Below are 14425 nucleotides of genomic sequence, written 5' to 3'. Positions count from 1 at the left end.
GCCGGGGTCACCACCTTCTGTCGGCATCGTGGCGGTTTCGCAGGGCTTTGCCCCCCATGCGCGCCGGGATCGGGGCCTTGCTCGTCGAAAGGGAACCGGGGCCGTCCTCAGGGGGCGGGGGTGGCGGCCAGCTCTTGGGCGATGTCCTCGTCCAGCGGGGTGGCATAGGTCATCAGCAGATAACCCAGGACGGAATAGAACCCCACCGTGGCGATCAGGTCGATGACCGCGGGGCGGCCCAGGGCGTCGGCCAGCCGGGCCTCTTGCCCGGGCGCCAGGCAGCGGTCGTCCAGCAGGGCATCCACGGCGTTCAGGATCAGCAGGTCTTCGGCCTCGAGCCCCGGGGCCACCGCGCCGTCCGCCCCGACGGGCTGGTCGCGGATCGCGGCGATGCGGGCGTCGGTCATGCCCAGCTTGCGCGCCCGGCTGACGTGCTGCTGCCATTCGTAGCTGGATCCCAGCCGGACCCCGGTGCGCAGGATCACCACCTCGGAGCGGATCGGCCCCAGGGTGCTGTCCTTCACCACATGCTGGCGCAGGGGCGCCCAGGCGCGCAGCAGCGCCGGGTGATGGGCCATGGTGCGATAGACGTTCAACTGTCCGGCGAAACCGTCCCGCAGGTCGGCGATCTCGGCGGGCCAGCTGGCATCGGTCAGGGGCGGGCAGGGGCTTTGGGTCATCTCAGGTCTCGCCTTGGGCGCGGGCATAAAGGTCCGGGCGGCGGTCGGCCCAGATCCCGGTGAAACTGCGGTAGCGGGCCACCTCGGCCAGGTCGAGGGTGACGCGCAGCACCTCTTCGCGGTCGTGTTCGAGCCGGCCCAGCAGGCGGCCATCGGGCGCCACGGCGCAGGACCGGCCGAAGAACCGCTGGTCGCCATGAGTGCCGGCGCGGTTGCAGGACAGGAAGAACAACCCGTTCTCCACCGCCCGGGTATAGGCGCGGTGCAGGAACAGGCCCTCATCCGCCACCGGGGCGCCCTCGGCCCCGAAAGAGGCCCATACCGAAGTGATGACCTCGGCCCCCTGCACCGCCAGGGCGCGGGTCACCTCGGGAAAGCGGATGTCATAGCAGATCTGCATTCCAAGGGTGGTGCCGAGGGCCGGAAAGACCGGCAGGGCGTCCCCGGGGGTGAAGTAGAGTTTTTCAGTCTGCCACTGGTGGGTCTTGATGTAGATGCCCGCGACGCCGTCGGGGGTGATCAGCACCGAGGCGTTGTGGATCACCCCCGCCAGCCGCGCGTCGCGCAGGCCAAGGCCGGCGACAAGGGTGACCCCCAGCTCGGCCGCAAGGGCGGCCAGGGTGGCGATCTCTTCGCCCTCGGGATCGGCACAGGCGGCGCAAAGGGCCTCGCCATAGTGCGGCACCGCCGAGACGAAGGGGCCGCCGGGGACCAGGGGTTCCACATAGCCGGTGTTGGACAGTTCGGGAAAGACGATCAGATCGGCGCCCGCCGCCGCCTCGGCGCGGATGACATCGCCCATGCGGGCGAAGTTGCGGGCCGGGTCGAGGGGGGCGGCGTCGAACTGGACGAGATGGGCGGCGATCATGCGGGCTCCGTCACGCGGCGGCCTTTGGCGAAATCCCAGTCGCGACCGGGGGCGGCCTCCAGCAGGGCGCGGGTATAGGCGTGTTGCGGGTTGGACAGAACCTGCCCTGCCGGGCCGAATTCCACAACCTCGCCGCGCCGCATGACCATCACGTCGTCGCAGATCTGCGCCGCCACGCGCAGGTCATGGGTGATGAACAGAACCGCCAGGTTGCGCCGCGCCTGCACCTCGGCCAGCAGGTCCAGCACCTGGGCTTGAACCGAGACGTCCAGCGCCGAAACCGCCTCGTCCGCCACGATCACATCGGGCGACATCATCAGGGCCCGGGCGATGGCGATGCGTTGCCGCTGGCCGCCCGAGAACTGGTGCGGATAGCGGCCGAGGGCGTCGCGGGGCAGGCCCACCACCTCCAGCAACTCACCGGCCCGGGCCAGGGCCTCGGCGCGCGGCTCGCCCGCGTTGAGCGGCCCCTCGATCAGGCTGTCGCCGGTGGTCAGGCGGGGGTTCAGAGAGCGGTTCGGGTCCTGAAAGATCATCTGCACCGCGCGGCGGGCGGGGGCCAGGGCCATCTGCCCCTCCAGCGGGGCGATGTCGTGGCCGTTGACCAGGATCGCGCCCGAGGTCGGATCCTCCAGCCGCAGTACACAGCGCGCCACGGTGGATTTGCCGCTACCGCTTTCGCCGACGATGCCCAGGGTGCGCCCCCGGTCCAGCCGGAAGCTGACATCGCTGACCGCCTGCACCCGGTGGCCGGGGCGGCGCATCAGCTTGCTGAGGGCCGAGCGGAACTCGAAGACCTTGTTGACCTCGACCAGCTCCAGCACATGTTCGGGCGCCTCTTGCGGGCGCGCCGGGCGCGGGGTCAGGGCCGGCACGGCGGCCAGCAGGTCGCGGGTGTATTGCGCGCGGGGGGCGCTCAGCACCTCTTCGGTGGTGCCGGTCTCGACCACCTCGCCATGGCGCATGACGCAGACGCGGTCGGCGATGTCGACGACCACGCCCATGTCATGGGTGATGAACAGCACGGCGGTGTTCATCTCGTCCTGCAACTTGCGGATCAGTTCCAGGATCTGCTTCTGGGTGGTGACGTCCAGCGCCGTGGTGGGTTCATCCGCGATCAGCAACCTGGGTTTCAGCGCCAGGGCCATGGCGATCATCACCCGCTGGCGCTGCCCGCCCGACAGCTGGTGCGGATAGCTGTCGTAGATGCGCGGCGGGTCGGGCAGGTTGACGCTGTCGAAGGCCTCCAGCGCGGCGGTCTTGCGCTCTGGCCCGCGCATCTTGGTATGGGCGCGGTAGATCTCGTCCATCTGCAACCCGATGGTCAGCACCGGGTTCAGCGCCGTCATCGGTTCCTGGAAGATCATCGCCATTTCGGCGCCGCGCAGGGCCTTGGTGCGGGCGGGGGTGGCGGTGATGATATCCTCGCCGTTCAGGGCCGCGGTGCCTGCGGTCACCTGCAATTCGCCGCGCGGCAGCAGGTCCATGGTGACCAGCGAGGTGACGGATTTGCCCGACCCGCTTTCGCCCACCAGGCAGAGGGTTTCGCCGGGGGCGATGTCGAAAGAGATCCCCTTCAGGATCTCCGCCGGGCGGCGGCCCATGGTGGCGACGCGCAGGTCGCGGACCGACAGGACAGGCTGATCGGAGGGAGAAGCGGTCATCACGAACGGCCTTTCATCTTGGGGTCCAGCCGGTCGCGCAGCGCATCGCCCAGCAGGTTGATCGACAGGATGCACAGCGACAGCACGATGGCGGGCCAGTAGACAAGCCAGGGGTTCATCGCGAAGTAAAGGCGCCCCTCGGCCATGATGTTGCCCCAGGTGGGGGTCTCGGTGCCGATGCCGACGCCGAGGAAGGACAGCGCCGCCTCGGTCAGGATGGCAGAGGCGTAGATATAGGTGCCCTGCACGATCAGCGGCGCGATGGTCGAGGGCAACAGGTGGCGCCAGATCATCCGCATCGGTCGGGTGCCCAGCAGGACGGCGGCCTCGACGAAGGTTTCCGACCGGGTGGCCAGCACGCGAGAGCGGACCAGGCGCACCACCTGCGGGATCTCGGGCAGCATGATGGCGATGATCACCGTGGTCAGACCGGCCTTGGTCAGGGCGACAATGGCGATGGCCAGCAGGATGCCGGGGATCGCCATCAGCCCGTCCATGGCCCGCATCAGCACCGCATCCAGGCCCCGGAACCAGCCCGCCAGCAGGCCCAGGGGCAGGCCGATGACAATGGCGCCGATGGCCACGCCCGCGCCCACCATCAGCGACACCCGGGCGCCGTAGACCACGCGGGAATAGAGGTCGCGCCCGAAACTGTCGGTGCCCATCCAGTAGGTGCCATCGGCGGGTTTCAGGCGCATCATGGCGTTCAGCTCGGTCGGGGCGAAATTGGCCAGACGCGGTGCGAAGAGGGCAAGGGCGACGATGGCCAGCAGCACCGCCAGGGCCAGAAGGGTGGTCCAGTGCGGCGGCGTCTCCAGCAGGCGCTTGCGGGGGGCGTCGGGGGCGCTTTGGGTCTGGCTCATTGGTAGCGGATCCTCGGGTCAGTCAGCGCATAGGACAGGTCAATAGCCAGGTTGATCAGCACGTAGGTGCCTGCGGTCAGCAGGATGATGGCCTGGATCAGGGGATAGTCGCGGGCCAGCACGGCATCGACCACGAGACGGCCGAGGCCGGGGATGTTGAACACCGTTTCGGTGACCACCACGCCTGAGATCATCATGGCAAAGCCGGTGCCGATCACGGTCAGGATCGGGATCGCGGCGTTGCGCAGGGCATGGCGGAACAGCACGATCCCCTCGGGAAGGCCCTTGGCGCGGGCGGTGCGCACGTAATCCTCGCGCAGGACCTCCAGCATCGAGGCGCGGGTCATCCGCGAGATCAGCGCGATATAGATCGAGGCCAGCGCCAGGCCGGGCAGGAAGATGCGATGGGCAAAGGGGCCGATGCCATCGGCCAGGGCCTTGTAGCCCTGCACCGGGAACCAGCGCAGGTTCACGGCAAAGACCCCGATCAGCACGTAGCCGATGACGAAGATCGGCACCGAGAAACCGATGACCGAAACCGCCATGACCAGCCGGTCGGTCATGCCGCCATGGCGCCAGGCGGCCAGAACGCCCATGGGCAGGGCGATCATCAGGGTCATCGCCATGGCGACCAGCGCCAGCGCCACGGTGGGGCCAAGCCGCTGGCCGATCATCTCCAGCACGGGGCGGTCGGAAATCAGCGAGCGGCCGAAATCGCCCTGGGCCATCTGCCCGATCCAGGTGACGAATTGCACCGACAGCGGGTCGTTCAGCCCGAGGCTGTCGCGGATTGCCTCCAGCTGGTCAAGCGAGGCCTGATCCCCGGCGATGGCCTGGGCCGGGTCACCGGGCGTGAGGCGCAGCAGCAGGAAGACGAAGACCGCAACGAAGAACATCACGGGGATCGCCATCAGCAGCCGACGCAGGAAATAGCTGAGCATCGTGGCCTCCGGGAACGGGGCGGCGCGCGGTGGCGCGACGGGGCGGGGAAGGAAAAGGGGCGGGCAGCCCTGAAACAGGCCGCCCGCCCAGTCGGGGAGTGGGGGTTACTTGTCGACGCCCCAGAACAGGGTGATCGGCCCCGACTGGATGTCTTGCAGCTCGGTCCGCCAGGCGGCGACGGATTTGAACTCGCCCGCGTTGAAGTAGAAACTGTCGTCCCAGGCGATCTGCTGGATCTCCTCGGCGATGGTCTTCTGCTCGTCCAGGGTGCCCGCGGTCAGGTAGTCGGCGCGCAGCTCTTCCATGCGGGCGTTCACCGGCCAGCCGGCCCAGGTGTTGTCATCGCCCGAGCCGTTGATCAGCGAATGCACCAGCGGGTTCCAGATGCCCGCGACACCCCAGTAGGTGAAGAAGAAGTTCCAGCCGCCTTCGCTGACCGGCTGCCAGCCGTTCTTGCGCGATTGCAGGGTCGACCAGTCCATCGAGGCCACTTCGACGGTAAAGCCCGCTTCGCGCATCCGCTCGGCGGCGACGATGGGCTGGGTGGTCAGCACGGTCAGGTCGGTGGGCTGCATCATCAGCACCGGGGTGCCGTCGTAATCCGACGCCGCCAGCAGTTCCTGCGCCTTGGCCATCCGCTCGTCGGCGCTGCCTTCGAGGTATTCCGCGCCCACGTCAGAGGCCAGCGGCACCTCGCAGCCGTAGATCGAGGGGCACAGCTGGAAGTATTCGGAATTGCCGATCGCCGTCTGCATGATGGTTTCCTGATCCAGCGCGTACATCACGGCCTTGCGGATCTGCGGATCGTCGAAGGGGGGCAGGCGGTGGTTGAAGCGGCCCGTCACCTGGGCGCCCAGCGGGTTGAGGATGCCGGTCTCGACCTCGTCATTCATCGCCAGCAGCGGCAGCAGGTCGATGGTGACCTGTTCGATCAGGTCCACGTCGCCCGACTGAATGGCGTTGATCGAGGTCTGCATGTCGGGCATCGCCTGCCAGACCACGCGGTCCACGTTCACCACCTTGGCGCCGGCGGTCCAGCTGGCGGGCTCTTCGCGGGGGATGTAGTCCTCGTTCTTCACATAGACGGCCTGATCGCCGGGGCGGTATTCGTCGGCCACGAACTTGAACGGACCCGAGCCGATGATCTCGGGGATCTGCTCGCCCACGGGGGTCTCGGCCAGGCGTTTAGGCATCATGAAAGCGGGGATGGGCGAGGGTTTCGCCAGCAGTTCCAGCACCGGACCGAAGGGCGATTTCATGTGGATCACCAGCTCGCTGTCCGAGGTGGCCTCGATGCTGTCCACGTATTCCATCATCGTCTTGGCCGAGCCGTCGCGCTGCGACCAGCGCATCAGCGAGGCAACGCAATCCTCGGCGGTGACCGGGGTGCCGTCATGCCACATCAGCCCGTCGCGCAGGGTCAGGGTGTAGGTCAGCATGTCGTCAGAGACCACGTAGTCGGCCATCTGCGGTTGCGGCTGATAGTTCTCGTCCATGCCCAGCAGGGTCTCGAACACCATGAAGCCATGGGTGCGGACGATCTGCGCCGTGCTGAGATGCGGATCGAGCGAGCGCAGCGGCGCCTGCATGACGGCGGTCAGGGTGGTTTCGGCCCAGGCGGGCAGGGCCACGCTGCCCGCCATCAGGGCGGCCAGGCCGAGGGTCTTCAAGGAATGGAAAGTCATTGTCATTCTCCGTGTTGGGGGACAGTTTCTTGTTTTTATTCAGTTGGATGGGCCGGATCGGCACACCAGGGATAGACCCGGCTGGTGTCCAGCTGGGCATAGGGGATCAGCCGCACATCGGCGGGGCCCAGGTCGGGCGTGTCGGTGACCAGGATCGCCGCCGCCAGGGGCGTGTAGAAATCGCGGAAATGGGTCTTCGAGCGCAGAAGGATCACGTCGTACTCCTCGGGCCGCTCATCGAAGATGTAGAAGGGGTCGCCATCCACCGCGAAGGCGAAATGCGAGGTGATCGAGATCCGCACCGGCCCTGCCTCGACCAGGGCGGTCAGCCCCAGATCGACCGGCGCCCCCTGCTGGTAGCGACCCGAGACGGTAAAGCGTTTCTTGCCGGTCCAGAGGACGCGCACCGGCAGCGCCAGCGGGCCGCCGGTTTCCGGCGCGCTTTTGCCGCCCAGGTGCAGGGTGATCTCGGCCCCCGCCCCGGCCGCATGGGCGGCGGCGGCGCTTTCGGGATCCAGCAGGAAGGGCACCATGATGCGGCCAAGATCGGCGCCCAGAACGGCGCGCAGCCCGTGGGTGCTGTCGTTCATCCGGTCGGCATGTTCCAGGATCACCACCGGCGCGCCGCTGCCGCGCAGCCGGGCCGCCTCGGCGACGGCCTCGTCCATCTGCCAGATCGGCACCGCGTCGAAGAGAGCGGCGCGGGCCGCGTGGATCTTCTCGGCAAGGCGGGCCGCCTTCTCTTCTGCCGCCGCCTGGCCCTGCCAGTCCAGGCAGATGACCGACATGCCGGTATTGGCGCTGTCGGCATAGGCGAAACCCCCCATGACCGAGATGTCGCAATCGCCCGCCGCCTCTTCGGCCCGGGCCTGGGCGATGAGCGAGGCCAGCGGCTCCAGCGCGGTGGCCGACAGGATCGAGGGGATGACCACGTTCGGGCGGGCCACGGCCAGGCCGGGTGTCTTGCCGGTCTGGATCATCCGCAGCAGGGCCCTGGTGGCGCGTTCGCCGGTCTGGCCCATGTCGATATGGGGCGAATGGCGATAGGCCACGGCGATGTCGGCCCCGGCCAGGGTCGCGGCGTCGATATTGCCGTGATAATCCAGCGCAACCGCAAGGGGCAGATCCGGGCAGGCGGCGCGGGCGCGGGCGATCATGTGGCGTTCCACATCCGCGAAACCCGGCGCCCAGCAGGCCCCGTGCAGGTAGAGGACCAGCCCGTCCAGCGGTCCCGAGTTGGTCAGCCCCGAGACAAGCTCGTCCGCGAAGGCGGTGATGGCGTCATCCGCCGCCGGGCCCAGGGCGCCCAGCAGGCTGTGGAACAGCGGCACCATCTCGACCCCCGCCGCGTCCAGCACCCGCAGCGTGCCGCCCGCCACCGTGTTGGTGCCCCGGTACTGCGCCGGGATCTCGGCGCCGCGAAAGCAGACCCGTTCGAAATCCGCCCGGGTCGAGACCTGGGGCACGGCGGTCACGGATTCCAGGTTGAACCCGGCGAAGGCGATGCGACGATCCTGGGGGCGGCGCGTCATCGGCTCAGCCCTCCGTCACGCGGCGGATGGCGCGGGCGAGGCGGTCGGTGATCTGGTCGATCTCGGCCTCGGTGCAGACATAGGGCGGGGCCAGCAACACGTGATCGCCATGGATGCCGTCGATGGTGCCGCCCATGGGATAGCACAGCAGCCCCTCGGCCATGGCCTCGGCCTTGATCCGGGCGTGGATCTTGCGGGACGGGTCGAAGGGGGTCTTGCTGTCGCGGTCGGCCACGATCTCGATCCCACGGAAGAGGCCCCGGCCCCGGATGTCGCCCACATGGGGCGATTGGCCCAGGGCGGCGTCGAGGCCGGCCTGAAGGCGGTCGCCCAGGCGGTTGACCTGATCCATCAGCCCGGGGCGGGTGATGATCTCGACCACCTTGTTGGCGGCGGCGGCGGCGATGGGATGGCCGATATAGGTATGCCCGTGCTGGAACAGGCCGGACCCGTCGCGGAAGGCCTCGTAGATCTGCTGCGACAGAAGCACCCCGCCGACCGGCTGATAGCCGCCGCCCAGCCCCTTGGCGATGGTGACGATGTCGGGCACGACGCCTTCCTGTTCGAAGGCGAAAAGGCTGCCGGTGCGGCCCATGCCGCACATCACCTCGTCGAGGATCAGCAGGATCCCGTGGCGGTCGCAGATGGCGCGGATGCGTTGGAAGTAATCGGCCACGGGGGGCACCGCGCCCAGGGTGGCGCCGACGACGGGTTCCGCCACGAAGGCCATCACCTGGTCGCCGCCTAGCTCTTCGATCTTCTGTTCCAGCTCGGCCGCCAGCCGCGCCGCATAGGCCTCGGGCGTTTCCCCGGCGCCCTGGTCGCGGTAGGCATAGCAGGGCGAGACATGGTGGGTTTCGGGCAGGATCGGCTGGAACTGCACCCGGCGCATGGCATTGCCGCCTGCGGCCAGGGCGCCGATGGTATTGCCGTGATAGCTTTGTCGCCGGGCGATGATGTGGCGCCGCTGCGGCTGCCCGATCTCGACGTAATACTGCCGCGCCATCTTTAGCGCCGCCTCGACCGCCTCGGAGCCGCCCGAGACCAGGTAGAGCCAGTTCAGCGGATCGGGGGCCAGGCCGGTCAGCCGCTCGGCCAGCTCTTCCGCCGCATCGGTGGTGAAGAAAGAGGTATGGGCGTAGGAAATCCGGTCCATCTGCGCCTTCATCGCCGCCAGCACCTCGGGGTGGTCATGGCCAAGGCAGCTGACCGCCGCGCCGCCCGAGCCGTCGATATAGCGGCGCCCGGCGGCGTCAGCGATCGTGACGCCCTGGCCGGAAACGGCATGGGGCAGGGGGGCGCCGATCTTGCGGTGCAGAAGTCTGGTCATCGTCTTGTCCGTACTGCGTCCGGCCGGGGCCGGTGGGAATCGCGGATCATGCCGCGGCTGCCTCTTGGTTCGCAGGACTTCGCGATCATTGCAACAAATGTTTCAGAAAATAGTTGCGCGAAACGTCTGGTTCCTTGCTTCTGCATGTGAAACGTTCAAATCCTGGGCGTCTGGCGCGGGGCCGCGTCATTCCTCAGGAAAACATTGTGTTCTCAAGCCGTCAGGCGCAGAAACAGGGCTGGAGACGGACAGGGAGTGAAACGAATGTTGCAACAAGAGGCGCTGCGCGATCGCATCGTGGCCCGCTACGACGAGATGTCGCCGCAACTGCAACAGGCGGCCCGCTACATCCTGGAGAACACCCAGGAAGTGGCCCTGGTCTCGATGCGGGAACTGGCGCGCAACGCGGGCGTCCAGCCTGCGACGATGACCCGGCTGGCCAAGTTCCTGGACCTTGCGGGCTATGACGACATCCGCGCCCATTTCTCCGAGGCGCTGCGGCTGCGCGCCGATGGCTTTGCCGCCCGGGCCCGCGAACGCGAGGGCGAGGCGGGCCAGGCGGGCAGCGGGCTGGCCCATGACATGGTGCAGGGGCTGACGGCGCAGATCGCAAGGCTAAGCGAGCCCGAAACCCTGGCGCGGCTGGAAGGCGCGGCGGATCTGCTGGGCCGGGCGCGACGGGTCTATGTGCTGGGCCTGCGCTCCTGCCATTCGGTGGCCTGGCATTTCCACTATGTGATGACCCTGCTGGGCGAGCGCACGGTGCATCTGGACGGGCCGGCGGGTACCGGGGCCGACGGGTTGCTGCGCGCGGGCCCCGAGGATGTGCTGCTGGTGATCTCGATCAGCCCCTATGCGGTGCAGTCGCTGGAGCTGTCGGCCCTGGCCCGCGACAAGGGCCTGTCGGTGGTGGCGATCACCGACAGCGAGGTCTCGCCGCTGATCGCCATCTCGGACCAGGTGGTGCTGTGTTCCACCGAAAGCCGCACCTTCTTTCACACCCTGACCCCGGCGTTGGCGGTCTCCGAAGTGCTGTGCGGCCTGCTGGCGGCGCAGGACCGCGAGGCCTCGTTGAAGGCGCTACAGGCGGCGGACCAGCATCTGGCCTCGCTCGACATCTACGCCAATACGATCCCGCGCCGCCGGATCTGACCGAAGGACACTCCATGCCCCAGCCCCGCCGCATCGCCGTTGCCCGCCTTTGGCACGAGGCGAATTCCTTCAACCCGATTCCCACCCGGCTGGAGGATTTCCAGCGTCGGGAATGGACCCGGGGCCCCGAGGCCCTGGCGGGCGCGCGGGGCACCGCGACCGAGCTGGGCGGGCTGGTGCGCTTTCTTGACGATCATCCCCATTGGCAGGTGACGGTGTCGCGCTGCACCTCGGCCCCGCCCCTGGGCCCGGTCACCGCCGAGGCGCTGGCGGCGATCCGGGACGAGATCCTGGCGGATCTGGCGGGCCAGGACTGGGACGGGGTCTATCTGTCGCTGCACGGGGCCATGGTGGCCGAGGGCGACCTGTCGCCGGATTACAGCCTGATTGCCGCGGTGCGCGCCGCAATCGGCCCCGATCCGCTGCTGGCGGTCAGCCTCGACATGCACGCCTGCCTTGATCCCTCGCTGACGGCGGCGGTCGACATGCTGTCGGGCTATCACACCTATCCCCATGTCGACATGGACGCCACCGCGCTGCGGGCGCTGGCGATGATGGAACGGGCCCTGGAACAGGGCGTGCGCCCCGCCGTGGCGCTGCGCCAGCTGGATTTCGCGCCGCTGTCGCACGGGATGCGCACCGCCGCCGGACCGATGGCCGAACTGGTCGAGCTGGGCCGGCAGGCCTGCCAGGCCGAGGGGGTCGAGGATGTCTCTTTCTTCGGCGGCTTCACCTATGCCGACACCCCCAACACCCGCGCCGCCGTGGCGCTGACCCATGGGCCCGCTCTGGCCCCCGCGCCGCTGCTGGCCGAGCTGGGCGCCGCCTATGCCGACCGTCGCGAGGGATTCCGCGTCTCGCTGCCCGGGGCCGAGGCCGGGGTGGCCCAGGCGCTGCGGCAGGTTGACGAGGGCGCGCGCTGGCCGGTGACCCTGGTCGATGCCGCCGACAACCCGCTGTCGGGGGGGATCGGCGACACCACCGCGCTGTTCCGCGCCCTGATGGACAGCGGCTCGGACCTGCCGATGCTGTTCTGCTTCTTCTACGACCCGGATCTGGTGGCCCGGACCCATGACCTGGGCGAGGGGGCGCCGATCCGCTGCACCCTGGGGGGCCGCATCGCGCCCGACTTCGGGGCGCCGGTGCCCTTCGACGGGGTGGTCGAACGGCTGACCCAGGGCCGGTTCCGCAATCGCGGCCCCTTCGAATACGGGCGCGAGATCGACATGGGGCGCACCGCCGTGCTGCGCGCGGGCCAGATGCGCGTGGTGATCAGCGAGACCTGCCAAAGCGCCAACGACCCGGCCTGGTGCGACCTGCACGGGATCGACCTGGCCCAGGTCGCGATCTTCGGCATCAAGGCCAAGAACCACTTCCGCGCCGGGTTCGAACCCCTCTGCGGCCCGATACAGGAGGTCGACTGCCCCGGGGTGGCACCTGCGGATATGTCGCTGCTGCCCTACCGCCATCTGCCCCGGGCCTTCTACGCCTGACCGGGCGGCGGGCGGCCCTCAGTGCTGGTGGATATACTGCCCCGGCGCGGCGCCCAGCGAGGGCGCCATGTCGGGCGGGGCACCGGCGCCGGTGGAATGCTCCTCCAGCCAGCCTGCCCAGGCGGGCCACCAGCTGCCCTCTTGCGGCGCATGGGCCGCGAACCAGGCATCCGGCGCCTCGTATTGCGCGCCCGCCGGTCGGTGGCCCAGGCGGAAATGGGCGCGGGGGCGGCCCGGCGGGCTGACGATGCCGCCATTATGGCCGCCGCTGGCCAGGGCAAAGGTCAGGTCGGAACCGTTGAACAGCCGCATCTTGTAGACCGATTTCCAGGGCGCGATATGGTCCTTTTCGGTGCCCACCAGGAAGATCGGCACGGCAATGTCGCGCAGGGCGATCACCTCGCCCTCGACCGCGAAACGCCCCGCGCTGAGGCGGTTTTCCAGGAAGAGGCCGCGCAGGTATTCCGAATGCATCCGCGCCGGCATCCGCGTAGCGTCGCCGTTCCAGGTCGTCATGTCCGAGGTCATGTCCTCGCGCCCCAGGAAATAGCGCTGCACGGCGCGACTGTGGATCAGATCCTCGGCCCGCATGGCACGGAAGGTGCCCGCCATCTGGCTGCTGTCGAGATAGCCGCGCGCCCACATCATGTCCTCAAGGAAGGCCACCTGGCTTTCATCGACGAATAGCAGCAGCTCGCCCGCTTCCGAGAAATCCACCTGTGCGGCGAAGAGGGTCATCGAGGCCAGCCGGTCGTCGCCGTCCCGCGCCATGGTGGCGGCGGCAATGGACAGGATGGTGCCGCCCAGGCAATAGCCGGTGGCATGGACCTTCTGCCCCGGCACGATGCGGGTCACGGCATCCAGCGCCTCCATCACGCCGTGCTGGCGGTAATCCTCCAGCGACAGCTCGGCCTGATCGGCCCGGGGGTTGGCCCAGGAGATGGCGAAGACGGTGAAGCCCTGGCCCACCAGATAGCGGATCAGCGAATGCTCGGGCGTCAGGTCGAGGATGTAGTATTTCATGATCCAGGCGGGCACGATCAGCACCGGCTCGGCCTGCACCTTGTCGGTGGTGGGGCTGTACTGGATCAGCTCGAACAACTCGTTGCGATAGACCACCTCACCCGGGGTGCAGGCCAGGTCGCGACCCACTTCCAGCGGGCTCGCCTCGCCCTCGGCCCCGGTCAGGGCGTGCATCATGTCGCGGGCGAAGAACTCGGCCCCTTCCGCCAGGTTGGCCCCTTTCCGCGCGACGGTCTCGTCCAGGATCTCGGGGTTGGTGGCGGGAAAGTTCGACGGCGAGGCCATGTCCAGCACCTGCCGCATCATGAACCCGACGCGGTCGCTGTCGGCTTCGCTGACCCCGTGCAGATGGTCGGTGGCATGGTCCCACCAGTCTTGGCAGGCCAGAAAGCCCTGTTCCATCATCGCATAGGGCAGGCGGTTCCAGCCCGCGTAGGTAAAGCGGTGGTCATAGGCCTTCGGCTTGAAGGGGGCGGGGGCCGCGTCGTCGCCCGCCCCGCGGCGCAGGGCATAGTCGGCCAGGCTCAGGGCGTTGCGGGTGGCGGTCTCGGCCAGTTCGATCTGGCGGCCCGGCGCGGCGGCCAGGTTCATGGCCCAGTCGCCCCAGGCCTGAAGGGTGGAAAAGGGCGACATGCCGCCGGTCATTCCGGCCATGGTGGCGCGGGCCATGCGGTCAAGATGGGCGTAGGGGTGCGCCTCGGTCTCGGCGTCCTGGCCTGCGGTCGGGGCCGCCTGCGCGGCGGGCGCCGTCTTGGCCTCGGGCGTGGTGCGCGGGGCCTTGCCGGCCGCCTTGCGCGCGGGTGCCTCGGGGGCCGGGGTGGCCTCTGGGGCCTCCGACGCGGGCTTGTCCTGCTTCATCTTGATGACCTTGCGCTCTGCCATGCTGTCCTCCCGGATCCGTGGCGCCCGGCCCGGCACGGGGGCGGGCAACTGGACTTACCCGTACAGAACCGCCCCCAAAGCTTGCGGGCAAGCTCTTTTCCAAGACAGTTTTGCGAAACGCGGCGTCCCGCCACAGGGCCCTGGCCCGGGCGCCTGTCCGCTGCCCCGCCCGACAGCGCCTGGGGCGCAGACAAGGGCGCCCGGCGCGCCGCCCGCGCGCCACGTCCCTTGGCCCATTCTGATGGCTGAAAATACTCCGGGGGAGTCGCGGCCTGCCGCGACGGGGGCAGCGCCCCCTCTGCCGTCTGGCC

The 14425-nt window shown here is 68.8% G+C and carries 11 protein-coding genes; 2 read left to right on the top strand and 9 right to left on the bottom strand.

Going from position 1 to position 14425, the window contains the following annotated elements; translation table 11 throughout:
* Positions 1-107: 107 nt before the first annotated feature.
* The 8 genes from ACRARE_RS04225 to ACRARE_RS04190 all read right to left on the bottom strand — a co-directional run bounded on the left by ACRARE_RS04225 (position 108) and on the right by ACRARE_RS04190 (position 9564).
* Positions 108-680 (bottom strand): carboxymuconolactone decarboxylase family protein, encoded by a 573-nt coding sequence (locus tag ACRARE_RS04225; RefSeq protein WP_432655160.1) that lies wholly within the window; start codon positions 678-680, stop codon positions 108-110.
* A 1-nt stretch (position 681) separates the two neighbouring features.
* Entirely contained in the window at positions 682-1548 is an 867-nt protein-coding gene (locus tag ACRARE_RS04220) for a carbon-nitrogen hydrolase family protein (RefSeq protein ID WP_432655159.1), read from the bottom strand.
* Complete coding sequence (locus ACRARE_RS04215) at positions 1545-3212, bottom strand: ABC transporter ATP-binding protein (protein ID WP_432655158.1); 1668 nt, start codon at positions 3210-3212, stop codon at positions 1545-1547. The genes ACRARE_RS04220 and ACRARE_RS04215 overlap by 4 nt, the downstream gene beginning before the upstream one ends.
* Entirely contained in the window at positions 3212-4075 is an 864-nt protein-coding gene (locus ACRARE_RS04210) for an ABC transporter permease (RefSeq protein WP_432655157.1), read from the bottom strand. The genes ACRARE_RS04215 and ACRARE_RS04210 overlap by 1 nt, the downstream gene beginning before the upstream one ends.
* Positions 4072-5016, bottom strand: a complete 945-nt coding sequence (locus tag ACRARE_RS04205) for an ABC transporter permease (RefSeq protein ID WP_432655156.1) — start codon at positions 5014-5016, stop codon at positions 4072-4074. Before ACRARE_RS04205 ends, ACRARE_RS04210 begins: the two co-directional genes overlap by 4 nt.
* Positions 5017-5121: 105 nt before the next feature.
* Positions 5122-6702: an ABC transporter substrate-binding protein gene (locus ACRARE_RS04200; RefSeq protein ID WP_432655155.1), complete on the bottom strand. Its 1581-nt coding sequence runs from the start codon at positions 6700-6702 to the stop codon at positions 5122-5124.
* Positions 6703-6737: 35 nt separating this feature from the next.
* Positions 6738-8234, bottom strand: coding sequence for a M81 family metallopeptidase (locus ACRARE_RS04195; protein WP_432655154.1), 1497 nt, complete (start codon positions 8232-8234; stop codon positions 6738-6740).
* A 4-nt stretch (positions 8235-8238) separates the two neighbouring features.
* Positions 8239-9564, bottom strand: a complete 1326-nt coding sequence (locus ACRARE_RS04190; protein WP_432655153.1) for an aspartate aminotransferase family protein — start codon at positions 9562-9564, stop codon at positions 8239-8241.
* Between the two features lie 264 nt (positions 9565-9828).
* On the opposite strand from ACRARE_RS04190, the gene ACRARE_RS04185 reads away from it, so the two are divergent.
* Positions 9829-10716 (top strand): MurR/RpiR family transcriptional regulator, encoded by an 888-nt coding sequence (locus ACRARE_RS04185; RefSeq protein WP_432655152.1) that lies wholly within the window; start codon positions 9829-9831, stop codon positions 10714-10716.
* 14 nt (positions 10717-10730) lie between these two features.
* On the top strand, positions 10731-12209 hold the full coding sequence (locus ACRARE_RS04180) for a M81 family metallopeptidase (RefSeq protein ID WP_432655151.1): 1479 nt from the start codon (positions 10731-10733) through the stop codon (positions 12207-12209).
* 18 nt (positions 12210-12227) lie between these two features.
* Here ACRARE_RS04180 and ACRARE_RS04175 read toward each other — a convergent pair whose 3' ends face one another.
* Positions 12228-14114 (bottom strand): PHA/PHB synthase family protein, encoded by a 1887-nt coding sequence (locus tag ACRARE_RS04175; RefSeq protein WP_432655150.1) that lies wholly within the window; start codon positions 14112-14114, stop codon positions 12228-12230.
* Positions 14115-14425 lie beyond the last annotated feature (311 nt).

The organism is Pseudooceanicola aquaeponti (assembly GCF_050897975.1).
Lineage (GTDB): Bacteria > Pseudomonadota > Alphaproteobacteria > Rhodobacterales > Rhodobacteraceae > Pseudooceanicola.
This window is presented reverse-complemented; position numbering and strand designations above follow the sequence as displayed.